Annotated in this window: 22 protein-coding genes and 2 riboswitches; of the genes, 5 read left to right on the forward strand and 17 right to left on the reverse strand. The window is 31.4% G+C overall.

The window, feature by feature from the left end:
• Window positions 1–5 precede the first annotated feature (5 nt).
• Genes purH through purE form a run of 6 tightly spaced genes read right to left on the reverse strand, consistent with a single transcriptional unit; the run spans window position 6 to window position 5817 of the window.
• Window positions 6–1505: a bifunctional phosphoribosylaminoimidazolecarboxamide formyltransferase/IMP cyclohydrolase gene (gene purH / locus BS101_RS15170; RefSeq protein ID WP_073539590.1), complete on the reverse strand. Its 1500-nt coding sequence runs from the start codon at window positions 1503–1505 to the stop codon at window positions 6–8.
• A gap of 19 nt (window positions 1506–1524) precedes the next feature.
• Window positions 1525–2139 (reverse strand): phosphoribosylglycinamide formyltransferase, encoded by a 615-nt coding sequence (gene purN, locus BS101_RS15175; protein WP_073539591.1) that lies wholly within the window; start codon window positions 2137–2139, stop codon window positions 1525–1527.
• Complete coding sequence (purM, locus tag BS101_RS15180) at window positions 2127–3122, reverse strand: phosphoribosylformylglycinamidine cyclo-ligase (protein WP_073539592.1); 996 nt, start codon at window positions 3120–3122, stop codon at window positions 2127–2129. The genes purN and purM overlap by 13 nt, the downstream gene beginning before the upstream one ends.
• Before the next feature lie 13 nt (window positions 3123–3135).
• Window positions 3136–4587, reverse strand: coding sequence for an amidophosphoribosyltransferase (gene purF / locus BS101_RS15185; protein WP_073539593.1), 1452 nt, complete (start codon window positions 4585–4587; stop codon window positions 3136–3138).
• A 40-nt stretch (window positions 4588–4627) separates the two neighbouring features.
• Window positions 4628–5335: a phosphoribosylaminoimidazolesuccinocarboxamide synthase gene (gene purC, locus BS101_RS15190; RefSeq protein WP_012103030.1), complete on the reverse strand. Its 708-nt coding sequence runs from the start codon at window positions 5333–5335 to the stop codon at window positions 4628–4630.
• Between the two features lie 2 nt (window positions 5336–5337).
• A complete protein-coding gene (purE, locus tag BS101_RS15195) occupies window positions 5338–5817 on the reverse strand; it encodes a 5-(carboxyamino)imidazole ribonucleotide mutase (protein ID WP_073539594.1) in 480 nt (159 codons plus the stop codon).
• A 202-nt stretch (window positions 5818–6019) separates the two neighbouring features.
• Window positions 6020–6120: riboswitch (purine riboswitch) on the reverse strand.
• 180 nt (window positions 6121–6300) lie between these two features.
• Between purE and BS101_RS15200 the strand changes: the two genes are divergently transcribed.
• Both BS101_RS15200 and BS101_RS15205 read left to right on the forward strand, forming a co-directional pair.
• Window positions 6301–6879 carry a GDSL-type esterase/lipase family protein gene (locus tag BS101_RS15200; protein ID WP_073539595.1) on the forward strand — a complete coding sequence of 193 codons (579 nt, stop codon included), beginning with the start codon at window positions 6301–6303 and terminating at the stop codon, window positions 6877–6879.
• A gap of 209 nt (window positions 6880–7088) precedes the next feature.
• Complete coding sequence (locus BS101_RS15205) at window positions 7089–7280, forward strand: hypothetical protein (protein WP_012103033.1); 192 nt, start codon at window positions 7089–7091, stop codon at window positions 7278–7280.
• A 53-nt stretch (window positions 7281–7333) separates the two neighbouring features.
• On the opposite strand, the gene BS101_RS15210 is transcribed toward BS101_RS15205, so the two are convergent.
• The 5 genes from BS101_RS15210 to BS101_RS15230 all read right to left on the reverse strand — a co-directional run bounded on the left by BS101_RS15210 (window position 7334) and on the right by BS101_RS15230 (window position 13357).
• A complete protein-coding gene (locus BS101_RS15210) occupies window positions 7334–7924 on the reverse strand; it encodes a YdcF family protein (protein ID WP_073539596.1) in 591 nt (196 codons plus the stop codon).
• Window positions 7925–8338: 414 nt separating this feature from the next.
• Window positions 8339–9745: an NCS2 family permease gene (locus BS101_RS15215; RefSeq protein ID WP_073539597.1), complete on the reverse strand. Its 1407-nt coding sequence runs from the start codon at window positions 9743–9745 to the stop codon at window positions 8339–8341.
• 76 nt (window positions 9746–9821) lie between these two features.
• A riboswitch (purine riboswitch) is annotated at window positions 9822–9922 on the reverse strand.
• 115 nt (window positions 9923–10037) lie between these two features.
• A complete protein-coding gene (locus BS101_RS15220; protein ID WP_073539598.1) occupies window positions 10038–10247 on the reverse strand; it encodes a hypothetical protein in 210 nt (69 codons plus the stop codon).
• Entirely contained in the window at window positions 10244–11932 is a 1689-nt protein-coding gene (locus BS101_RS15225) for a TaqI-like C-terminal specificity domain-containing protein (protein ID WP_073539599.1), read from the reverse strand. The genes BS101_RS15220 and BS101_RS15225 overlap by 4 nt, the downstream gene beginning before the upstream one ends.
• A gap of 39 nt (window positions 11933–11971) precedes the next feature.
• Window positions 11972–13357 (reverse strand): MATE family efflux transporter, encoded by a 1386-nt coding sequence (locus BS101_RS15230; RefSeq protein ID WP_073539600.1) that lies wholly within the window; start codon window positions 13355–13357, stop codon window positions 11972–11974.
• 236 nt (window positions 13358–13593) lie between these two features.
• On the opposite strand from BS101_RS15230, the gene BS101_RS15235 reads away from it, so the two are divergent.
• Window positions 13594–14811 carry a S1C family serine protease gene (locus BS101_RS15235; protein WP_073539601.1) on the forward strand — a complete coding sequence of 406 codons (1218 nt, stop codon included), beginning with the start codon at window positions 13594–13596 and terminating at the stop codon, window positions 14809–14811.
• 35 nt (window positions 14812–14846) lie between these two features.
• Here the strand turns inward: BS101_RS15235 and lgt are convergent, their stop codons facing one another.
• From lgt to pckA, 3 genes are all read right to left on the reverse strand, one after another.
• Complete coding sequence (lgt, locus tag BS101_RS15240; RefSeq protein WP_073539602.1) at window positions 14847–15614, reverse strand: prolipoprotein diacylglyceryl transferase; 768 nt, start codon at window positions 15612–15614, stop codon at window positions 14847–14849.
• Window positions 15615–15701: 87 nt separating this feature from the next.
• Complete coding sequence (locus BS101_RS15245) at window positions 15702–16535, reverse strand: undecaprenyl-diphosphate phosphatase (RefSeq protein ID WP_073539603.1); 834 nt, start codon at window positions 16533–16535, stop codon at window positions 15702–15704.
• Between the two features lie 177 nt (window positions 16536–16712).
• The gene (pckA, locus tag BS101_RS15250; RefSeq protein ID WP_073539604.1) at window positions 16713–18299 is read right to left on the reverse strand and encodes a phosphoenolpyruvate carboxykinase (ATP); all 1587 of its coding nucleotides are present in this window, start codon (window positions 18297–18299) and stop codon (window positions 16713–16715) included.
• A gap of 526 nt (window positions 18300–18825) precedes the next feature.
• Here pckA and BS101_RS15255 point away from each other — a divergent pair.
• Both BS101_RS15255 and BS101_RS15260 read left to right on the forward strand, forming a co-directional pair.
• Entirely contained in the window at window positions 18826–20184 is a 1359-nt protein-coding gene (locus BS101_RS15255; RefSeq protein ID WP_073541355.1) for a Mur ligase family protein, read from the forward strand.
• A 27-nt stretch (window positions 20185–20211) separates the two neighbouring features.
• On the forward strand, window positions 20212–20943 hold the full coding sequence (locus BS101_RS15260) for a type 1 glutamine amidotransferase (RefSeq protein WP_073539605.1): 732 nt from the start codon (window positions 20212–20214) through the stop codon (window positions 20941–20943).
• A 73-nt stretch (window positions 20944–21016) separates the two neighbouring features.
• Here the strand turns inward: BS101_RS15260 and clpB are convergent, their stop codons facing one another.
• From clpB to BS101_RS15275, 3 genes are all read right to left on the reverse strand, one after another.
• Window positions 21017–23617 carry an ATP-dependent chaperone ClpB gene (gene clpB / locus BS101_RS15265; protein ID WP_073539606.1) on the reverse strand — a complete coding sequence of 867 codons (2601 nt, stop codon included), beginning with the start codon at window positions 23615–23617 and terminating at the stop codon, window positions 21017–21019.
• 90 nt (window positions 23618–23707) lie between these two features.
• Entirely contained in the window at window positions 23708–24967 is a 1260-nt protein-coding gene (locus tag BS101_RS15270) for a helix-turn-helix domain-containing protein (protein WP_073539607.1), read from the reverse strand.
• Between the two features lie 19 nt (window positions 24968–24986).
• Window positions 24987–26291, reverse strand: a complete 1305-nt coding sequence (locus BS101_RS15275) for a helix-turn-helix domain-containing protein (RefSeq protein ID WP_073539608.1) — start codon at window positions 26289–26291, stop codon at window positions 24987–24989.
• Window positions 26292–26435 lie beyond the last annotated feature (144 nt).

The following is a 26435-nucleotide window of genomic DNA, read 5'->3' on the forward strand; positions in this document are numbered from 1 at the left end:
GTAATTTAATGTTTAAAATGTCTTACCCCTGTAAATACCATTGATATTCCATTTTTATTGCATTCTTCTATGGAGTCCTTATCTCTTACAGAACCTCCTGGCTGAATTATTGCCTTTATTCCGTATTTTGCAGCTTCACAAACTACATCATTAAATGGGAAAAATGCATCAGATGCAAGTACTACTCCATCTCCTGCCCTATCCAGTGCATGACAAGTAGGCCATATTCTATTCACCTGGCCTCCCCCAATACCTTTAGCCATAAAATCCTTAACTACTACAATGGCATTTGATTTTACATATTTACATACTTTCATTCCAAAAATCAAATTATCTATTTCCTCTTTTGAAGGTTTTTCATCCGTAACTACTTCCATGTTTTCTACTAGTTTGTCGTCCGCAGACTGCACCAGTATTCCTCCATCTACTTTAGCTATTTCCATACTATTAGTTGGTTTTACACTGCATTTAATTATTCTCAAATTTTTCTTTTCCATCAATACTTTTAAAGCTTCTTCATCAAAATCCGGTGCAATAACTATTTCAACAAAAATTTTTGATATTTCCTCTGCAGTTTTTACATCCAATTTTCTATTTACAGCTATAATTCCTCCAAAAATCGAGGTAGGGTCACATTCATAGGTTTTAACATAAGCTTCATACAGATCTTTTCCAAGTGCCACACCACAAGGAGTGTTATGTTTAACTGCCACACAGCATATTTCTTCAAATTCATTTACTACTTTCCAGGCTATATCCATATCTTTTATGTTATTATATGAAAGCTGTTTACCATTTAGCTGGGTAAAATCTTTCATAGGGGCAGTTCCTGCTGTGGCAGTATAATAAGCTGCACTCTGGTGTGGATTTTCTCCATATCTTAAATTATCCATCTTTTTATAAGAAAGACTTAAATATTCGGGATACTCTTCTTCCAGCAGAAAATTGCTTATAGCCCCGTCATAAGCAGACATTAAATTAAATACTTTTCCCGCCAATCTTTTTCTAAAGTCATAGGGTACATCTCCCTTTGAATCTATTTCTTCAATTAATTTTGAGTAGTCTCCTACATCTGTAACTACTATTACGTCCTTAAAATTTTTAGCAGCAGCCCTTATCATGGTAGGCCCGCCTATATCTATAAATTCCACCTTTTCCTCAAAGGTAATATTGTCATCTACTTTATCAAAGAAAGGATACAAGTTTACTACTACCATATCTATAGGAAAAATATCCTTTTTAGCTATGGTATCCATATGTTCTTTATTATCTCTTTTGGCAAGTATACCTGAATGTATAACTGGATGAAGAGTTTTTACCCTTCCATCTAATATTTCATCAAAACCTGTAATTTTTGACACTTCTGTAACCTGTATATCATTTTGTTCCAGGTACTTATAGGTACCTCCTGTGGATATTAACTCCACTCCTTTATTTTTTAAAAATTGTGCCAACTCCAATAAGCCTTCTTTATTATAAACACTTATTAATGCACGATTTATCATATTTAAGCCTCCAATTACTTTATTTATAAATTTTTACTCTTTTCCCTTCCACTACTACTTTATCCTCAGAAATTAGCTTAATTACCTTTGGAAGAGCTTTATGCTCCTCCTTTAGCACCCTCTGTTGAAGTTCCTCTGGAGTATCTTCAAAATATACAGGTACTGCCTCCTGAAATATTATAGGTCCGCTGTCTGTACCTTCATCTACAAAATGTACGGTACACCCTGATATTTTAACTCCATGTTCCAGTACTTTTTCATGAACCTTTATGCCATACATGCCATCTCCACAGAAGGAAGGTATAAGGGAAGGATGTATATTAATCATTTTATTTTTAAATTTTGAAATCAAATTACCTTTTAGTATAGAAAGCCAGCCTGCACACACTATTAATTCAACTCTATTATGTAAAAGTTTCAGTATTTCATCGGAGATATTAGATTTATAAATTTTTCTATCCAATACGTGATATTCAATATTATTTTTTTTTGCCCTTTCCAGAGCATACACTCCAGGCCTGTCACTTATTAAAATATCTATAATACAATTTTTTAAATACCCACTATGGACAGCATCTATTATGGACTGAAAATCAGTACCTCCCCCTGAAGCCAAAACTGCTATTTTAAACATACCCTTTTTTCCCTTCTTTTCACATGTCCAATGATATAGGCTTTTTCCCCCATCTCATTCAAATCCTTTATTATATTTGGAGCATCTTTACTATCTACACAAAGTACAAAGCCTATTCCCATATTATAAGTATTGTACATATGTTCCTCATCCACACCTAAATCCATTATATATTTAAATATCTCAGGCATCTCAAAACTATTTTTATCTATAACCGCTGTAAAATCTTCTTTAAACATTCTCGGTATATTTTCATAAAAACCTCCCCCTGTTATGTGAGCCATGGCTTTTATTTTAAACTTCTCCAAAAGTTTTAAGACTGGTTTTACATATATCTTTGTAGGAGTTAAAAGCACTTCGCCCAAGGCACTTCCAAAGAAGTCAACTTGAAAGTTATCTACAAGTTTCCTAACCAAAGAGTATCCATTGCTGTGTACTCCACTTGAGGCTATTCCAACAAGTACATCTCCTTCTTCTACAGTACTTCCATTTATTATATTGTCTTTTTCCACAACTCCCACAGCAAATCCTGCCATATCATATTCTCCTTTGGAGTAAAAGCCCGGCATCTCAGCTGTCTCTCCCCCAATTAGTGCACAACCTGCATCCATGCATCCTTTCGATATTCCTTTAACCAATTCCGCTGCTACTTCTGCCTCTAAATCGGAACAAGCCAAATAATCCAGAAAAAACAGTGGTTTTGCACCATGACATAAAATATCATTAACACACATGGCAACGCAATCTATTCCTACAGTATCATATATTTTCATTTCAAAAGCTATTTTAAGCTTTGTTCCAACTCCATCTGTTCCAGATACAAGTACTGGATTTTTGTACTTGCCAAGTTCAAACATACCTGCAAAGCTTCCAAGTCCATTTAAAACTCCTGGAATAAAAGTCTGCGCAGAATATTCCTTCATAAGTTTTACAGACTTATACCCCTCTTCAATATTTACACCAGAATCCTTATATGTTACCATAGTATACCTTCCTTTACTCTAAATAATTTTTATTTTTCTCCATAGGGGCTGATATAGGATATACCCCACTAAAACATCCAAGACAATATCCCTTATTTTCATCATCACCATAATCAAGAGCTTCCAAAATTCCATCTATACTTATATATCCAAGGCTGTCCGCTCCTATTTCATCTCTTATTTCTTCTAATTTAGCATTGGAACCTATAAGTTCATTCCTGTAAGGAGTATCAATACCAAAATAACAGGGATATTTAACTACAGGGGAAGAAACTCTAAAATGCACTTCTGTAGCTCCTGCTCTTCTCAATATTTCCACAAGTTTTTTACTGGTAGTACCTCTAACTATTGAATCATCTACAATTATCACCCTTTTACCTTCTACATTTACTTTAAGAGGATTAAGTTTTACAGCCACTGCTTTAGATCTAAGTTCTTTAGAAGGAGATATAAAAGTTCTTCCCACATATTTATTTTTTATAAAACCTATACCATAGGGTATTCCTGATTCTTCTGAATATCCTATGGCAGCTGGTATGCCAGAGTCAGGAACCCCGATTACCACATCTGCTTCTACTGGATTTTCCCTGTAAAGTATTCTTCCAGCTTTCAGTCTTGAAGTATATACATTTATTCCATCTATGGTACTATCCGGTCTTGCAAAATATATATATTCAAAAGAACAGGTTTCACATTTTGTCTTTTCTGCAAAATTTATGGATGTAACCCCCTCTTTATTTATTATAACAATTTCTCCCGGCTCTACATCCCTTATAAAATTAGCACCTATGGAATCCAGGGCACAACTTTCGGAACAGAGTATGTAATCTCCATTCAATTCTCCCATACAAAGCGGCCTTATTCCATTTGGATCTCTTACCCCTATAAGCTCATTTTCTGTTAAAATTACAGTGGCATAGGAACCTTTAACCGCCTGTACTGCATCTACTACAGCTTTTCCTATATCTTTTTTTGATCCCCTTGCAATAAGGCTTAAAATAATTTCTGTGTCTATAGATGTTTGAAAGATATATCCTGCTTCTTCTAGAAGATCCCTTATAATATCCGCATTTACTAAATTTCCATTGTGGGCTATAGCAATAGAACCTAATTTATACTGTGCTATAAGAGGTTGTGCATTATTCAAACTACTAGCTCCTGCAGTAGAATATCTAACGTGTCCTATTGCACTATTACCCTTTAGTCCATTTAACAATTCCCTGTGAAATACATCAGAAACCAATCCCATTTCCTTATGATACTTTAATTCACTTCCATCTGAAACTACAATTCCTGCACTTTCCTGCCCTCTATGTTGAAGAGCATAAAGGCCATAGTAGGTCAAAGATGCCACGTCTATATTATTTTTAGAAAATACCCCAAATACTCCACACTCATCCTTAAATTTATCTTCTTCCATATCAATGCAGGAGCACTCATTAAATTGCTCATTTAAACCACTCATTAAAATTTCTCTCCTTTTTACCATAAATAGTAGAATGAAATTAGTTGTCACTTATTCTTCTTAGTATTTCTTCATAAGCTTCCTTTACATTTCCCATATCACGTCTGAATCTATCCTTATCCAATTTCTCATTGGTTACTGCATCCCATAATCTGCAGGTATCTGGAGATATCTCATCTGCAAGCACTATTTTATCTTTAAATTTTCCAAATTCTAATTTGAAGTCTATAAGTTTTATACCTAGTTTTCTAAAAAACAACTCAAGTATATCATTTATGGAAGCTGTCATGTCATATATGGTTTTAAGTTCATCCCAGGTGGCAATTCCTATTGCAACTGCATGATAATCATTTATAATCGGGTCTCCCAAACTGTCATCTTTATAGCTTAATTCAAACACAGTAGTTTTAAGAGGTGTTCCCTCTTCAAGACCCAGTCTTTTTGCCATACTTCCTGCAGCTACATTTCTCACTATTACCTCTAGTGGTATTATATCTACTTTTTTACAGAGCTGCTCTCTATCATTCAATTTTTTCTCAAAATGAGTTGGTATGTTATTTTTTTCTAACAGCTCAAACAAACTGGAAGTAATATTATTATTAAGTATTCCTTTATCAGTAATCTGTCCCTTTTTTTCACCATTGAATGCTGTAGCATCATCTTTATAATAAATTATTACTTTATCCTTATCATCTGTTTCATACACTTTTTTTGCTTTTCCCTGATAAATCATTTCTCCTTTTTTCATCTTTACAATTCAACCCCTTCTCCATTTTCCATTATAAATTTTTCTTTCATATTTTTTCTATACTCAACCAATTTTTCTCTAATTTCAGGATACTTAAGTGCTAAAATTTGTACTGCCAGCATACCTCCATTATAACTGTTATTTATTCCAACAGTAGCTACAGGTATGGATTTTGGCATCTGAACTATTGAAAAAAGAGAATCAAGCCCAGAAAGTGCTGCATTCAGTGGAACTCCTATAACAGGAATAACAGTTTTAGATGCTATGACTCCTGGAAGGTGAGCCGCAAGTCCAGCACCGGCAATAATACATTCACAATTTTCCCTCTCTAATTTCTCTATAGTCTGTAAAAGCTCTTCAGGTACTCTATGTGCCGACAAAATAAAAGCCTCATAACCAATATTAAATTCTTTTAAGGCTTTAGCAGCACCTTTCATCTTTTCTATATCAGATTTACTGCCAAATATAATTGCAACTTTCATCTGAATCCTCCTTAAAATTTTATAGGTTTCAGAGATATATTAAATAAAAAACAGGTAGGTATTTCATCTGATATTTATTTTTCCATATCTGAACCTAAAATATTTCATAAATATAAAAAAAGATTTCATAAACTCATAACTTTGAATCTATATGAAACCTTAAAATCGACAAATTAATTTAAAACTTAACAAAGAACATCAAGCTTTAAAGGAATTCATCCATAGACGGGAAATTTACGGCTTCCTGTAGAAACTCCTAAACCACATTATTAGGATTATATGGATACTTTATTTGTTTATGATATAATTATATTAACATATGAAATTATATAGTTCAATATATTAGACTTAATTTTCGATTCAATATTCGTGTATTTTAAAATCGCACTACATTTTACAGTAATAATGTTCATACCATTACGAACATTATTGTGATAATATCAAAACTAAAAAATTTTATTACAAGGAGGAAAAGTATTTTCAATGAAATTAATATGCCTAGGAGATAGTTTAACTTCGGGATATGGAGTCTTTAAAGAAGATTGTTGGGTATCTCTTATAAGGGATCTATTAAAAATTGAAGTTTTGAACAAAGGAATAAATGGAGATACCATGCCTGGAATGTCATCCCGTTCCTATAGAGATGTGGTTAATAATCATCCGACTCATGTAATTATACTTGGAGGCTCTAATGACTTTATGGCTGGCAGACGTCTAAAACTTGTAACAGACAATTTAACTGAAATAATAAAAGAATCTTTAAATGAAGGAATAATCCCTATAGTAGGCACAGAACCCATCATAGATAAAACACTGGCTGAAAGAAAATGGGACGGAACTGTAGATTATGATAAAATAAATATTCTACTGAACCATTATAGAAATTGGATATTGGACTTTTGCACCAAAAATAATATTTATTACATAGATCTTTATACCTGCTTTCTTGAACAATTAAAAACAACGGATAACAGCTCTCTATTTATAGATGGCATACACCCCACAAAAACAGGTCATAAATTAATAGCAGAATGTATCTTGAATTTTTTCAGAACTCTTTAGAATGCCTAAATTACAGTATTTTGAAAAAAGAAGAAGATGGGGGTACAGCTAATTCTAGCCTTCGGATAAACATTTTGGTATTAGCCTACTCTATATTGAATTCTAATGGGGAAAGTGGTATACTTAAATCGAAATATAAGTTATATAATATTTAAAATTATAATATGTGTTTTACTAAATACTTATATTATAGAGGAGGATTTATTAAAATGAATACTACTTACTGCCTTTCCCATATACCCGAAGAGATAAAAAAGCAGGTAACAGATTTAATATCCAAATCTGGAATACCAGCAGAAGATTTTATAAAGGGACTAGCTGATTACTATAATGTAAAGAATGCAAAGGCAGATTCAATAGTCCTTGATTATTCAAATTACTGGAATAGTTTCGTAGATTAATACATGTTGAAATTCATACCTTATAGCCAAGCTATAAGGTATATTTTATGATATTAATATATTTTAAAAAGTTTATACAAATAATATTTCCACAGGGCAGGTATTTCCCTGATATACCCTGTAATTTCCCTGTTCTTATAGGGATACACAAATACTCCTGAATAACTTCCCTCTATCCCATGGCTTTCAGCCATTAAAGATGCTCTTTTTAAATGATATTTATTAGATATTATTACTGCAGTTTTAAAACCTTTCTCCTCCATTATCTTTTTAGAATTTGATAAATTCTCCATGGTAGACATAGATTTGTCCTCCATTATTACCCTTGATGAATCCACTCCCTTATACACCAGATAATTCTTCATAGCTTTGGCTTCTGATACATTTTCTCCCGGACCTTTTCCCCCAGAAACAATTATATAATCTCCATAGCCTTTATCATAAAGCTCAAGACCTTTATTCAACCTCCATATGAGAAAAGGACTTGGAGTGCTGCCATAAACCCTGCATCCCAGCACAATTATACAATCTGATTTTTTAGGTTTTGCATTTTTCCCAAAATAAATTATCTGAATTTCTGTTATTAAAGTGAATAAAAATACAACAATTATAAAATACAATACAAATTTAATACATTTTTTCATATAAACCACCTAAAATTATCCTCTTTAATATCATAAATTATTAAAGATATAATTTCAATCCAATATGATTTAACAATCTATTAACAACTAGTCGAATTTTAACATTAAATCAAGTGATTCTTAAGTTCAGGTGGAGTTTGCTTGTAAGGAATACCTTTCTCCAGCTGAACCTTATTAACAGTATTCTTAGTGTCTTTAGCACTTAGAATACTTATCCTTTAGGGGAAGAACTTATCCAGGGGTGTAGCAGTGCTTATCCCCACTTTGAAGAAGATGGGGGTATTAGCAATGGTAGCCTTCGGATAAAAACAACCCGTTGAAAACTATTAGTCTTCAACGAGCTTTACCCTGCATTTACTCAAAATTTTTTAATTAAAATATCAATAATAAGTTCAAATAGATTTAACATGGATTTTATGCCAGCATGGCAAATCTAAATATAAATAATATTGCAAGTACATATATTATAGGATGAACTTCCTTGTATTTTCCTGTAGCAATCTTAACTATTGGATAGAATATTACCGCAGCAGCTATACCATTTGCTATGCTATAACTAAATGGCATGAATGCTATAGCAAAGAAAGCCGGAAGCGCTTCTGAAAAATCATTAAAATCTATTTTAGTAACTGCTCCCATCATAAGCACTCCTACAATTATAAGCGCTGGAGCTGTAGCTTGTGTTGGAACTATTCCAACTATCCCTGAGAAAAACAATGCAAGTATGAATAATATTCCTACTGTAGCAGAAGTAAGTCCTGTTCTTCCACCTGTTGACACCCCTGATGTAGATTCTACATATGTAACAACAGTACTGGTTCCAAGCACTGAGCCAACAGTAGTTGCTATTGAATCTGAAAAAAGAGCTTTATGCATGTTCTTGAACTTTCCATTTTCATCAACCATACCTGCTTTTTCAGCTGTTCCAACCAAAGTTCCTATAGTATCAAATAAATCAACTAAAGTAAATGTAATGATTACTGTAAGTACACTGGTAATGGCCCCTATTACTCCTGCTTCCACACTAAAGAGACCTTTAAAATCAAAAGCTAGAAATGTAGGTGCCAGTGAAGGTGGCGCACTTATTACCTTTATTCCAGCAAGATGGGTTACTCCAAAAGGTATGCCAATTATTGTAGTTAAAATTATCCCAATCAATATTGACCCTTTAACATTCCTTGCCATAAGTACAGCTGTAATTAAAATACCTATAATAGCGAGCAGTACTCCAGGACTAGTCAATTTTCCAAAAGCAACCAATGTAGCAGGATCCGATATTATAATACCTGAATTTTTAAGACCTATTAGGGCTATAAAAAGTCCAATACCGCCTGATATGGCAAATTTTAAATTTCGTGGAATGGCATCAACAATTTTTTCTCTTATAGAAGTTACAGTAATTATTATAAAAATTACTCCCGAAACAAAGACTGCTGCCAGAGCTTGCTGCCATGTATATCCCATACCTAAACAAACACTATAAGTGAAAAATGCATTTAACCCCATTCCCGGTGCCTGTGCAAAAGGAAGATTTGCATAGAGTGCCATAATAAGAGTTCCTATTGCCGCAGCTATACAGGTAGCCGCAAATACAGAAGCCACCAGAGGATCATTTGCTACGGATAATCCAGCTTTTACAGCTGCATCTCCCATAAGTCCCCGAGAATTCATCCCTGATTGCATAAGTATATTGGGATTTACAAAAATTATGTAGGCCATAGTTATAAAGGTGGTGATTCCCGCTATAATTTCTGTCTTTACACTGGTATTATTTTCTGTTAACTTAAAAAATGAGTCCAGCTTGGTTTTTTCAACATTCATATTAATACCTCCAAAAATAAAAAAATTTCTAATATGAATTACGGGCAATCCAAATTAGAAAATAATAAAAAATATTACCTTCCCGTGATTCACTCATAGTCAAGGATTTTTGGTGCCTTGGTAGATACTCTTGAACCATATTATCAAGATTATACGAATGATTTATCGAAAAATTTAGTAAATTTACGTAATTATCTTATCATTATATATGTAATAAGTCAATATTTATGTTTTAAAAAAGTTAACAATATATCCTAATACACAGTTATGATATATTGGGTTTATAGCTTGTCTACTTTCTTGCAGTATATAAAATATACAGTATTATAATTACTATTAAAAAGGGAAGAGAAAATACTATTTTAAAGGCCATGCCAATTAGTGCCATAAATAAAGCTATAGCCATTACTATTCCTACCATTGGCAGCACTATAACTCCTATTACTGATAATGTAAGGCAAAAAGTTAAAATTATCATTATAATACCGATTAAAGTAATCATACATTGTTCCCTCCTTTTTTCAATCCTATCATATTTTCTATATCCTTCAATATAATACTTCTATAATTATAATCAATGTTATATAACTCAAATATTGACTCATCTAACTTTTTTTCAAGTATATCATTTTGTTCTCTTTGGTGAATCAATTTACTCACTAATTTTTCTATATTCTTTGCGTATACATCACTAGAATTTATTATAGGAACCCTATCCAAACTAAATTTTTTGATTTGGGGGGTAGAGTTAGCATTGGTTATTAGAAAATTTACATAATACCATTGAATTAATTTTGAATTCAATAACCCTAGAATGTAATAGGGAGAAAACCTTTTATCCAAGCATATTATACCATATAGTGATTGTTCTATTATACTCCCTTTTGTATCTAAAGCTGCTATTAAATGTTTTCCTGTTTTCCTTATAATTATTTTATTTTTGCTTGTAAGTTTTTTTATATCACTGGTTCCTCCTTTTATGTTGCAGGGAATAAAATCATAGTAATAATTATTTGATATGTGAAACTTTTTTATATTCTCACCCTTTAATATTTCAACTTGATTTTTATTTAACCTAAAAGAAGTTATTTTTTCCTTATATCCTATAAATCCTGTAAAGGTTTTACATATATCACCAAGTAATAGGCTGTTTTTATCAATAAAATTTTTTATATGTAAACTTTTACTACTGTGATAATAGAAAAATTCACAATTTAAATTTTTTATATATTCATTTTGTTCTACATTATATATACTTTTTTTATATACATTTACTTTTATTTTATTGTGTCTACTATACTTATTTTCAGCTATTATAATCATAGTATCTGTATTTATCTCCGGAAATTTTATTTCAAATACAACATTTATTATATTATATCTTTCAAGCAATTTTTTTCTGAAATCTTTATATTGAAGATTACTTGCCAATCTATCTGGAATTATGAACCCAAATCTTCCCCCTACCTTTAAAATTTCCATAGATCTTTTTATAAAATATTCATACAAATTAGGCAAATATGTATTACCCTCGTAATTTTTACTATAGTACTCCTTCAAATTATCCTCTATGTCCTTTTTATGCTTTCTGCTTAAAGAAACCCAGGGAGGATTTCCAAGTATATAGTCATATTTTTGCTCCCAGAACTTTCCCATATATGAAGATTCATGTTCCTTATGTTCTCTCTCCCATCTTATCAGACTGTTACAGCATATAATATTATTTTTAAAATCAAAATTAATTCCACTTTTTCCTAGCAGATTTATTTTGGCAAGCTCTACAGCTTTTTCATCTAAATCTGCCCCGTATATACATTCTTTAAGTATATGATAACTCAAGTTAGAATACTGCCAGTATTCTAACCCATATATATTTTTCAATCCATTTTTAGTTTCAATAATATACCTTTCATCTTTAAATTTACATCGTATGCTTTCTAAATTTTCATTGAATTTCTTCATTAGAATGTCATATGCCTTCAATAAAAAATAGCCGCTTCCACAGGAAGGATCCAGTACTTTAACAAAAGGATTTAACTTAACGTCTAAATTTGACAAGGTATTTTCTACTATATATTCTACTATAAAATAAGGGGTATAAAAACTTCCCCTTTCTTTTCTTTCTGACTTGTTCATCGATTTTTCATAGACCTCACCAAGTATAGTAGAGTCATAGCGTTTCTCCATAAGTTCATATTTCTCCTCTCCTTAAAAATCCAAAAATACTTATATCTCTCCTAGGGATATATTATCACCAGATGAATCCATTTTATCCTTAGAATTCAGTTTTTTGATTTGAACCATTAAAAATATTCCTGTCAGTATGGAAGCTACTCCATCGGATACAGGTGCTGCCATCCATACACCGTTAAGTCCAAAAATACGGGGTAATAAAAAAAGCATTGGAATAAGAACTATTACCTGCCTTGAAAGTGCTAGAAACATAGAAATTTTTGCCTTTGCTATAGCTTGGAAAAAATTAGAACTTACCACTTGAAATCCTATCACAGGAAATAATAACATATATATTTTTATTCCATTTACTGTTATATTAGTTAAATTAGCATCTGACTTATTAAAAAACCCTACCAAAATATTGGGAAAAATATGAGCACATAATGCTCCTGCAGTAGATATTACAGTGGCCGCTATAATAGCCAGCTTCAATGCCTTTTTTACACGAGGATATAACTCTGCTCCATAATTGAACCCAATTACCGGTTGAGATCCCTGGTTGATTCCAAATATGGGCATAAGAGTTACAGTAACTATTCCATTTATTATTCCCATGGCACCTATGGCCAGATCTCCTCCATATATTCCAAGACTCCTATTCAATACTATATTTACAACACTGGCTGCAAGCTGCATGGCAAAAGGAGACATACCTATGGAAAATATACTTATAACCGTTTCCCATTTCAATATTAAATTTTCTTTTTTTATCTTAAGCATACTATTTCCCTTTAAAAAATAGTATAACACCCATATCATATTTATACATTGAGCGGTAACAGTAGCAAAAGCGGCTCCTTTTATGCCAAAATGAAATATATATATAAATACAAAATCCAGTATTATATTTGTTATTCCTCCTATAAGCATTGTGGTCATGGCTTTTTTAGGATTTCCTTCTGATCTTATTACATTATTAAGTCCAAATCCTATTATTTGAAATATGGAGCCCCAAAGTATTATAGTAATAAATTCCCGGGCATAACTTATGGTATTATTACTTGCTCCAAAGGCTATAAGCATAGGATCTACTAATATAAGCCCTAATACAGTTACTATAATAGACACTATTATAAGAAGTACTAGTGCATTACCTAATATATGTTCAGCTCCCTGTTTATTATTTTGCCCAAGTTTTATAGATATTCTGGCGGCAGCTCCTATACCTACCAACATACCAAAAGCCATCACCATAATTGCTATGGGAAAGGTCAAGCTCACTCCAGATATAGCCATAGCTCCTACAACTCTTCCTATAAACATTCTATCTACTACAATATATAATGAATTCACTAGCATACCAACTATAGCTGGTATAGAAAACTCAAGCAGCAATTTACTTACTTTTTCATTTCCTAATTTAATAGAACGTTCCAAATAAAAAGCACCTCCTTCATACATTTAAGTGTAATACTTTTCTGTTTTATTGTAAAATAAATTCTATATATCAAATTATAATATATGTTCTATCATAATTATTATTTTCAAATAATCGTAACACATATTCAACAAAATTGTCATAACTCATTAACAGTTCTGACATACAACTGTAACAAAACGCATTTATTATATAATAATAAAATGGTTATATTAATTTAAGGGAGGGTCCTTGTATGGATAACTTTAATAACGGTGAAAATACTTCAAAAGCAATAGTAAAGTACGACTTTAGAGATAAATTCAAAAAAACTTCCAGTTTTAAAAGACTTTTATCCTATATAGCAGTGGGATTAATATCAAGCTTGATAGGAGGAAGTGTATCAGTAGCAGCATTTTTATATCTGATACCAACTACAACTTTTTTCAAAAACACACCACTTTATGAAAGTATTAATTCAAGTACAAACACGAATGCATCTACTACCTCGCAGACCAAAGCATCTACCATATCTACTACAAGTACAAATGGTCTTACTGTAGCTGAAATAGCAAAAAAAGTAAGTCCTGCAGTAGTAGGAGTATCTATTAAGACTGTTTCTCAAAATAATGTATTTGGCTTCTCAAATAATGGAGATACTGAGGAAGATGATGGAATGGGATCTGGAATAATAATAAGTTCTGATGGATATATACTTACCAATTACCATGTAGTACAAAGTGCTCAAAGTATAACTGTAATACTGAGTACCGAGAAAGAAGTACCTGCTAAAGTTATAAACTATGATGCAGATCAGGACTTAGCTGTAATAAAAGTTACTCAATCCACTACCATGCCTGCTGTAGCAGAACTTGGGGATTCAGATAAAGTTCAAGTGGGTGATTCTGTGGTAGCTATTGGAAATCCTCTAGGTAAAGAACTCATGGGATCTGTAACAAGTGGTATCATAAGTGCTACCAAAAGAGAAATAAATACCGGAAGTACCACTCAAACTTTTCTGCAGACAGATGCAGCTATAAATGCAGGAAATAGCGGAGGAGCTCTTGTGAATTCACTGGGACAGGTAATAGGTGTAAATTCCGCTAAGATAGGCGGAAATGGTGTTGAAGGTATAGGTTTTTCAATTCCTATAAATACAGTAAAATCCAAATTAACGGGCCTTTTAAAACCGGCATTAAAAATTGGAATTGCAGGAAGGGATATAGATTCCACTTTATCCAAGCAATATAATCTTCCAGAAGGTGTATATGTAGCTGAAGTAGAAGAATTTAGTGCTGCTGAAAAAGCAGGATTGAAATCAGGAGATATTATACAAAAATTTGATGGTAAATCTGTTAAGTCCATAAGCGAAATAAATACTATAAAGGCTACTCATGAATCTGGAGACACTGTTTCTATAGTAGTCTATAGAAATGGCTCTACTAAAAAATTGGATTTGAAATTATCAGAATAAACATTAGGGGCTGTTCATCCAGCCCTTAAATTATATTAATCAACTCTTTTACCCCTACCTTTTAAATATATAAAAAAACTTATACTCAATACAATCCCTATAAAACTAATTAATTGGGCAACTCTGATATGTCCAATCATTAAGCTATCCGTTCTCAGTCCCTCTATAAAAAATCTTCCCAGTGAATACAATCCAACATAAGCACATATTACAGAGCCTCTTTTATGCTTCTTTCTAAAAATATAAATTAAAATAATACATACTATTAAATCCCAAAGGGATTCATACAAAAATGTAGGATTATAGTAATCACCATTTATGTACATTCCTCTTTGTATAAACAAAGGAAACTTACTTATAAATTCATAACTTACAACCCCTCCGTGGGCCTCTCCGTTAAAAAAATTTCCCCATCTACCTATTGCCTGGCCAAGAATTATAGAAGGTGCAAAGCAATCCCACAATTTTATAAAATCCATTTTTTTGTATCTAGAAACTATGTACGCTGTTCCAAGTCCAAATATAATACCTCCATGAATAGCAAGCCCCCCCAGCCTTATATTAAATATATCCATGAGGTTGTTTCTATAATCTTGAAACTGGAAAATAACATAATAAAACCTAGCCCCTACAATTGCCAATGGAAAAGATATTAAAAATACATCTATTAAACTATCAAAATTATATCCTTTATATCTGCAGTTTAAATTAGCCAGAATAAGAGCTGCTAAAACTCCCAAGGCTATCATTATTCCATACCACCTGATTTGAAAGCCACCGATAGAAAAAGCTATGGGATCCATAAGTATTACAACCTTTCTTTATGAATTAAAAATCACAGCATATTAGCTGATGCTCTTGTTAGTATATACATTTTAGGTAATATTATTTTAAACACTTATAACTTTTGCAGCAGCTAGTATAAGTACTATTATACCTATAAATATTCTATATATGGCAAAAACCCTCATAGGTTTTCTCTTTAAAAAATTCATAAACTTTTCCACTACTACTAAGGCCACTAAAAATGAAACTATAAATCCAACAGATAGGGCAATAACCTGCATTATACTCATATCTATTTTTACTTTTATAAGAGACCATCCTGATGCAGCTATCATAGTTGGTATGGCAAGAAAAAAAGAAAACTCCGCTGCAGCTACATTAGTAAGTCCGCTTATCCATCCTCCCATTATTGTAGATGCGCTTCTTGACATTCCAGGCCACAGTGCAAGGCATTGAAAACATCCTATTTTAAAAGCCTGAAAAATATTCACATCTTCAATATTTTTAGTACTATTTCCCCTTCTATATTTATTTTCCATATATATCATAAGTACTCCTCCAACTATTAGTGCAGAGGCCACTGTAATTGAGTTGAACAGTTTTTCTTGAATAAGATCATTAAATATGACCCCCACCACAGCAGAAGGTAAAAATGCAATTAAAATGATAACCCATAGTTTAAATCCCCATTTACCCGGTTTAATATTTTTAAGTGAATTAAATATTTTATCCCAGTAAAGAACCACTATAGCAAGTATAGCTCCCAGCTGGATTACAATTTCAAACATGTTTATATAAACTTTATCATAAGTTGGTGCTTTAAAGTTTATCAAATCCCCCACCATTATCATATGTCCCGTAGAAGATATTGGCAGAAACTCCGTTATACCCTCTACCACCCCAATAATGGCAGCTTTAATAATAAAGATTAATTCCATTATTTCCACTCACTCTCTATATTTTTAATTTTTACAACAACTACTATTATACTATCATTATGAGCTTGGCCACAACCACTATATTATTAATAAATTGTTACACAAAATATATGACTTAATTTAGAGATAAAAGAAAACTGTTTTCCATAACAATAAAGAAAACAGTTTTCAATAAGTTTATATGCAGGTAAAGCGTCTAACCTCAGGTCCTGCTTTAACTATATCTTCTGAAACACTACCAAATTTTTTGAAATTCTCATTAAATTTTGCAGCTAATTCTTTTGCCGCAGCATCATAGGCCTCTTTATCTGTCCAGGTGTTTTTAGGATCCAACATTTCTTTTGGAACTCCCGGGCATTCTTTAGGCATCATTACTTTAAATATAGGATGCTCTACAAACTCTATATTCTTAAATTTGCCATTTAAAGCTTCTCTAATCATAGCTCTCGTATAAGGAAGATTTATTCTATCTCCTTTTCCATAGCCGCCACTTAACCATCCTGTATTTACTAAATACACTTCTGTATTATGTTTGTCTATTTTTTCTCCTAACAATTTAGCATATACCGCAGGATTCATAAGCATAAATGGCTCTCCAAAACAAGATGAAAAAGTCGCTTCAGGATCAACTATACCTCTTTCTGTACCAGATACTTTACTAGTGTACCCCGACATAAAATGATACATAGCAGCTTCCTTTGAAAGCTTGGATATAGGAGGCATTACACCAAAAGCATCTGCTGTCAGAAATATAATAGTCTCAGGATTTCCCCCAACTCCGCTTTTTTCTATATTATCTATATAATCAATAGGATAAGCCCCTCTTGTATTTTCTGTATATCTTCCATCATTGTAATCAGGTACTCCATATTCATCCGTAACTACATTTTCAAGTACAGTACCAAATCTTATAGCATTATATATTTCATGTTCTTTTTCTTTATCCAATCTTATGGTTTTTGCATAGCACCCCCCTTCAAAATTGAACACTCCCTTATCACACCACCCATGTTCATCATCACCAATTAACTTTCTCTCTGAATCCGCTGATAAAGTGGTTTTTCCCGTTCCTGAAAGTCCAAAGAAGAGAGATGTTTTTCCGTCCTTTCCTATATTGGCAGAGCAGTGCATTGGAAGAACTCCTTTTTCAGGCAGCAAAAAATTCATTACAGAAAATAAGGATTTCTTTATTTCGCCCAAATACTGGGTTCCTCCTATCAGTATAATTTTCTTATCAAAATTTATTAATATAAAAGCCTCTGAATTTAAACCATCTGCTTTTCCTTGGGATTTAAAGTCCGGTACTGCTATTACATTAAATCCAGGTATAAAAGATTGTAAATCTTCCACTATTGGTCTTCTAAACAGTTGATTAGCAAATAAAGCCTCATATGCTTTTTCACATATAACCCTTATAGGAAGAGTGTACTCTTTTAAAGCTCCTACAAATCCATCAAATACAAAAATATCTTTATCCTTCAAATAATTTAAAACTTTATCATACATTCTATCGAAAATTTCTTCCTCTATAGATAAATTTACACTTCCCCAGTTTATTTTATCCTTTACACTGTCCTGATTAACTATAAATCTATCCTTAGGGGATCTGCCTGTATACTTTCCTGTATTAACTATTAAAGCCCCTTTATTAGATAGGCATCCTTCTCCTCTTTCCATAGCTAACTGTACTAATTTCGCAGGTGATAAATTTTTATACACATTTTTATATTCTTTAATATTTAAATACGATAAGTCTATACTCATACTACTTCCCCCTAATATTTTATATTATATATATTACACCATTTATAGAAAAATGCAACACAAAAGATTATTTTATTTTTATTATGCAGCACTTTTATCACTATCCTTGCATTAATATAATATATATTTTAAAAAACTCCTATATAAGTTATACTTTTTCCCTATGTGCTACATTATTTATGCAACTTTAATTTTTACATCCTTCACAGTTATTTCTTTAAATTTTAATGAACTAAATTCTAATACATATATTTTTTAGAAATTTATCTCCATAATATTTCCTTTCAATATATCATTCTTTTATATTTATGCTTGCAATTTTTATATTTATACATAAACTTTATACTTGTAGTATGTTAATATTCAAATATAATTTTATGACATTTAAAATTCTATTAAAATATAAGAATTAATAGACAACTTTTACTTTTTTGATGTAAAAATTCTCATATTGTATTATAATATTTAAGAGTTACCTTAAAGCTTATATAGCTTACATATGATTAATGTGTCTGGACAAAGGGTGGTGTGCAAGATTAATATAAATTCTTTTTTTAGTATTATTATTTGCAAAATTGTAATAAAATTATCAAAAATTTTATTTAAAGGGGGAAGTAATTTTCCTGGAAAAGTTGCATTAAAATTAGATAAAAATATTTTAAAAACTGTATGTAATAACTATAAAATTATAATTATCACCGGTACAAATGGTAAAACTACAACTACAAGCATGATATATAATATACTAAAAGATGCAAAAAAATGTGTAATTACAAATAACACAGGAGCTAACATGCTTACAGGAATAGTATCCTGCTTTGTAGAAAATTACTCATTTAAAAAATGCTGCAGCACAAAATATGCAGTAATAGAGTGTGACGAGGCAAATATACCCCTATTCACAAGCCATGTAATACCAGAGATTATAACTGTTACTAACTTATTTAGAGATCAACTGGACAGATACGGTGAGGTTTACTCCACATTAAACAAAATTATCCAGGGAATTGAAAAAGTTCCCCTTTCAAATTTAGTTTTAAATGGTGATGAATCTCTGCTTGGCGATTTAAATCTACCAAATAGAACTATTTATTATGGATTTAATTGTTCTCTTACTAAAGGTAAAACAGTATCCCTTAATTCTGATGCGAAGTTCTGCAAAAAGTGTAAAAGTCCTTACATGTATAATTTTCTTACATACAATCATTTAGGAGATTACTATTGCCCTGACTGTGGATATAAACGTCCTGAATTAGACTATACTTTAGATGAAATAAAGGAACAGACCCCAGAGGGTTCTCTTGTAATTATAAATGGAAAAGAATATTATATAAATCAACCTGGTACATATAATATGTACAATGCTCTGTGTGCATACTCTGTAGCTGTGGTATGTGATATACCTATTTCTAATATATACAATTCCCTAAAAAATCAAAAAAGTAGTTTTGGGAGACATGAAAACATAAAGATAGGGGATAAACAAGTTAAGATAATTTTGGTGAAAAATCCTGCAGGCTATGATCAGGCTATAAATACCCTAAGTCTCGACAACAGAACCTTCAATCTAGTAGTACTTTTAAATGACAATTATGCAGATGGGAGAGATGTTTCCTGGATATGGGATGTTAATTTTGAAAAACTATCCTCTTTAAATATAGATAAGATAATGATTTCCGGTATAAGACCTTATGATATGGCTGTAAGATTAAAAATCGCCGGCCTGCCAGATAAGAACTTTATAATCTCCGAGACCTATGAATCTCTTACTGAAGAAATAAAAAATTGCAAATTGAACACAGTATATGTACTCGCTACTTATACTGCCATGATAAACTTCAGAAAATTTCTCAATTTCAAAGGTTATATTAAAAAATTTTGGTAAAAATATTTCAATAAGGAGTTATATAAAATGGAATTGAATATATGTCACCTATATCCTGATTTACTAAATGTATACGGGGATTTAGGAAATATACTTATTTTAAAATACAGGGCACAAAAAAGAGGCATAAATGTAAACATATTTAACATATCGTTAGGAGATCCTTTTGATGAATCTAAATACGATATAGCTTTTTTTGGAGGCGGTCAAGATTATGAACAATCCATAGTATCTGAGGATCTAGTTAAAAATAAAAGGGAAGGCATTTTAAATTACATTGAAAATGAAAATGTATTTTTATCGATTTGTGGAGGATACCAGCTTTTAGGAAAGTATTATTCTACTCCTCAAGGTGAAAAACTTTCCGGCCTTAATGTACTGGATATTTACACTGAAAGCGGTAATAAAAGATTTATAGGAAATACGGTAATATATAATGAACGGTTTAATGAAACCTATGTGGGTTTTGAAAACCATTCTGGAAGAACTTATATTGGAGGCTTAGAGCCTCTTGGAAAAGTAATTGTAGGCTATGGAAATAATGGTGAAGACGGTTATGAAGGGTGCATATATAAAAATTGTTTTTGTACATATTTTCATGGTTCTCTTCTTTCTAAAAATCCAGAATTGGCAGATAGATTCATAAGTATAGCCCTTACAAAAAAATATGGTACCGTAACACTGGAACCTTTAGATGATGAATTGGAAATACATGCTAAAAATTTTATAATAACAAGGGAAACCAGGAGAAAATCATAACTTCCCCTGGTCTGTTTTCATATAAAAGGTGAAAGACATTAGAATATATTTCCATTCTCTTTCACCTAGCTGTTCAGTTTTTATCTAAATTTATATTAAAGTTGCCATCATAATCTACCTTTATAGCACATCCATTGTATATTTCCCCATTAATTATCTTCTTCGCTATAGATGTTTCAAGTACACTCTCTATATATCTTTTTAAAGGTCTGGCTCCATAAACGGGATCATATCCTTCCCTAACCATAACTTCCTTGGCACCCTCTTCTACACTTAAAGAAATACTCTTGTCTTTAAGTCTATTTTCTATACTCCTTAAAAATATATCTATTATAGACTTAATTTCTTCTGTATTTAACGGTTTAAACATTATTATGTCGTCTAATCTATTTAAAAACTCAGGTTTGAATTTTAATCTCATTTCATTCATTACCCTATGTTTTATTTCTTCCTCTATTCCACTTTCCTTCTTATTTTCAAGCAGATAACTACTTCCTATATTGGATGTCATAATTATAATACAATTTTTAAAATCTACTACTTTACCCTGATTATCCGTAAGTCTTCCATCATCTAATATCTGCAAGAATACATTGAATACATCATCATGAGCCTTTTCAATTTCATCAAATAATATTACGCTGTAGGGTTTTCTTCTTACCGCTTCTGTAAGCTGCCCTCCTTCTTCATAACCCACATATCCTGGGGGAGCCCCTATAAGTCTGGAAACAGAATACTTTTCCATATATTCTGACATATCTATTCTGATTATATTTTCTTCACTGTCAAACAATGTTCTTGCTAAAGTTTTTGCCAGCTCCGTTTTGCCTACACCTGTAGGTCCCAGGAATATAAAAGAACCTATAGGCCTTCCAGGATCTTTCATTCCTGCCCTAGCCCTTATTACAGCATTGGATACTGCTCTAACCGCTTCTTTCTGTCCTATAACTCTTTTTGAAAGTTCTTCTTCTAATTTAAGAAGCTTCTCTCTTTCTCTTTCTACCAGTTTGGAAACAGGTATTCCAGTCCATTTAGATACTATCTGTGAAATTTCCTGTTCTGTTACTTCTTCTTTTAGCATTGCATTGTCATTATTTTCTTTTAGCTTTTCTTCCTCTTTTTCTATTTCCTTTTCTAGTCTTGGAACAACTCCGTATTTCAATTCTGCCATTTTATTCAAATCATATTCTCTTTCTGCTTTTTCAATTTGTCCCTTTACTTCATCCAATTGCTCTTTTAAATTTCTAACTAAAGATATATTGGATTTTTCCATCTCATATTTTGAAGTGAGCTCATTGTCCTTATCTTTTAAATTACTCAGTTCTTTTTCCAAATCCTTAAGTCTCTCTATAGAGGCGGTATCCTTCTCTTTAGATAAGGCTTCTTTTTCAATTTGCAGCTGAAATATTTTTCTTTTAACACTGTCCATAACAGTAGGCATACTGTCAATTTCCGTTCTTATCATGGCACAGGCCTCATCAATTAAATCTATGGCTTTATCTGGCAAGTACCTGTCTGTTATATATCTATCTGAAAGTTTAACCGCCGTTACAATAGCAGAATCATGAATTCTTATGCCGTGGTATATCTCAAATTTTTCTTTGAGACCCCTAAGTATTGAAATAGAATCCTCTAAATTAGGTTCGTCTATTACTACAGGTTGAAATCTTCTCTCTAAGGCTTTATCCTTTTCTATATACTTTCTGTATTCATCAAAAGTAGTAGCACCAATGCAGTGAAGCTCACCTCTTGCAAGCATTGGTTTGATTAGATTTCCTGCATCCATAGACCCTTCTGTTTTTCCAGCTCCAACTATAGTGTGAATTTCATCTATAAACAATATTATTTTCCCCTGGCTTTTTTCAACTTCCTTAAGTACAGCTTTTAGTCTCTCTTCAAACTCTCCCCTAAATTTTGCTCCTGCAATCAACGCTCCCATGTCTAGTGAAAATATTATTTTATCTTTTAAGCCTTCTGGCACATCTCCTCTTACAATTCTCTCCGCTAATCCTTCGATTATAGCAGTCTTTCCTACCCCTGGTTCTCCTATAAGTACCGGATTATTCTTAGTTCTCCTTGAAATTATTCTAACTACTCTTCTAATTTCTTCATCTCTGCCTATCACCGGATCTAATTTATGCTTCTTAGCTTCTTCTACTAGATTTCTTCCATACTTAACTAATGCCTCGTAAGTTCCTTCAGGATCCTGGGTATCCACTCTTTGATTTCCTCTAATTAAGGTTAAGGCCTCTAAAAATCCATTCTTTGTTATATTAAACTTTTTTAAAATTCCTTCTACTTCTCTAGAACCACTTCCCATAATAGCCAGCATTACATGTTCTACACTTATATAAGAATCTTTAAATTTCTTAGTTATGTTTTCCGCCTTTATAAAAATTTCTTCAAACCTTCTGGTAGCATAAACCGAAGAACTTTGTGCACCTTCGCCTAATACTTTAGGCATTTTATTTAACACATCTTCAGTTGAGTTTACCAATGCTTTTACATCTACAGACATTTTCCCAAATATATTTGGAATTAAACCATTTTCCTCAAATACCAATGCTGAAAATAAATGAATAACATCTATCTGTTGATGGTTATACCTTACAGCTATGCTCTGCGCACTATTTATTGCCTGCTGAACTTTAATAGTAAGTTTATCTATATCCATACTACAATTGGCTGCATAAAACTTTTCTTTAAGTTTTAATGCAACTATTCCTCCTTTCTCAAAATTAATTTTAAGAGATTATCATATCTATTAAAAACCATATTTTTGGCCTAACTTTATAGCAAAATGAAAATATTTAATTGACTCTGAAACATCGCCCATATTATAATACATTTCTCCCATCTTTATATATCTTTTATATATTTTGGTGTTTGCAGCAAATTTAAGCAGCGTATCCAGTGATAGATTCATATACATCTCACCAAATTCAAAATTTCCTTGTTTTATAAGTATAACAGCTTTATAATAATAAGCTCTCTCTATATACTCTACATTATCTAAGAATATAGCATAGTTTAAAACTACATCACATACCTTCTGTGCTTTATCCAAAACTTCGTTTTTTATTAAAATATTTATAATCATGAGGTAAAATTTTACCAATTCTTTTATATTGTCTTTAGGATACATATCTTCTGCTTTAATCAAATAATGTACTGCTCTATCTTTCATGCCTAAAGCAAACAGAGCATAAGCATAATCAAATAGAGCTTTAGCTTTATCTCTTAGAGCATTACCATAAAACATATCTACCTTTTTTTCATATTTTTCAAACTCCCCTATATTGGTTTTAAGGGAAAGAAGCGCCATTAAATGATATATTTTTGCCTTCTTTATATCTTCATCTAAAAAATCCATTAAGCCTATAATCCTATTGACAATCTCATGAGATTTTTCATAGTTATTCATCTCAAAATAACACATGGCTTGATAATAAAGAACCCTTACCAAAAGCTCTTTATTATCAATTTTCAACCCAATATCTATAGCATTATTATAATAATTTACAGCATGTAAAAATTCCCTACACATAAAAAACCATTTAGCAATATCTATATAGTATACTACTGATCTTTCATAAGAAAAACATTTCTGTAAATAATAATAATAATTATGTATTATATGTTGTGCTTTTTCTAATTCTTCTTTATTCAAATAACAGTTAAATAAAAGATGTAATATTTGAAAACATATATCACTATAATTGCCCTCTCTTGCAAATCTTAAATTATACTTTAAAGTGTCTTCGTGATCTTTTCTATCATTACTTTTAACTATATCCTCTATATTTTTTACTATTTGATCTTTTATATCCTGTTTTAAATATAAAAGATCAACTTCAAGTTTATTGGCTATAAATTTTAATACCCATTCCTCGGGCTTTACCTTATCATTTTCAATACAACTCATTTTAGACACCGATATTTTCTTATCGCATAATTCTTTTAAGGTATATCCCCTATATATTCTCGCCCTTTTAATTTTTTCTCCAGTAGAAAGTATCTCCATAATTACTCACCCGTTTTATTTAAATCTCTTTCAATATTCCAATTTTTTTAAAAATATTAACACCTTCATTTAAATATTTGGCTGCTTCCCTATCTCTTTTATTATCTATATAAAATTTCCCTAATATTATAGAAATATCACCAATCTCTTTAATATAATCCATATTCTTTACAAAACTCAATGCACTGATAAGCGTATTTTCTGCTTCTTTTTTATTGGATTCAAGCATATCTATTCTAAATTTCAATAAATAATAATATACTAAAGTTCTATCATTACCTTCGTCTATCCTTTCCATTATTTCCTGAAGAACTTTTTTAGAATTGGATATATCCTTTAATTTTATGTAATTCTCACATATATTTACAAGAGTTTCGATTATATTACCATCTTTAAGTTTTAATCTCAATTCTTTGGCCTTATTTAAATGTATAAAAGATTCTTCTATATTATCAAATTCAAAAAAAAGCTTGCCCAAATTATTCTCAATCTTTGCAATGTTAACTATGTCATCTAATTTCTTATATACACTTAAGGTCTTTTTAGAATATTTTATAGCATTATCTATGTCGCCTCTTTTTTTATACTCCTCAGCTAATAGAAAAAGCGTTTTTGCATATTCTTTCTCATCATCCATTTGTTTGAATTTTTCCTTTGCCAGATAAGAATAATTTATAGCTTCTGGAATATTTTCTAATTTAAAATTCACACAAGCTATGTAATAATATATTTGTGCAAGTAAGAAATCATCTCCTACATTATTTTCCTTATATACTGTTTCCGCTTGTTGAAAATAACTTAACGAGGAATAATAGGCCTTCAGCTTCTTAGATATTTTTCCTAAATTCACAAAGGTATTTATAGTTTCTTCATATTTATTGTCTTTTATAAATATAACATTTGCTGACAATAAAAATTGCTGTGCAATAGGATACTCCCCTTTGGCCATATGCACCATGCCTCTTAAATATAGATTCTTTGCTTTTTTATATTCCAAAAAATATTTTTCAGCATAATATAAAGCCTTATCGATATATCCCTCTGATTGATTTAAATTTTCACTTATTATATAAGATTCAGCTATGTTTTCAAAATAAGTACAGATTTTTTCTGCTTGAGTTTCTTCTGACTCCATTAGATACTCAATGGAGGTCTTTAACTCAAATGCTAAATATTCTAATAAATCCATACTGGGATTTGACTTTCCGGATTCTACAAGGCTTATCTGACCCGGTGTAATTCTATCTCCTGCTAAATCTTTCAAGGTCATATTGAGCTCTTTTCTTCTTCTTTTTATTTTCTCTCCTAAAGAAAGTATTTCCATATATTCCCTCTTCCTTTGCCCTTGTGTTTTTATTTTAACCATATTAAAATTTTACTAAATAACTATTTTAATTATATCATATTTTTAGGGATAAAAGAAAAAATTTTAACTATATTGGCATCAATACAGACTATTTAGTACATA

This window comes from Clostridium kluyveri (genome assembly GCF_001902295.1).
GTDB classification, from domain to species: domain Bacteria; phylum Bacillota; class Clostridia; order Clostridiales; family Clostridiaceae; genus Clostridium_B; species Clostridium_B kluyveri_B.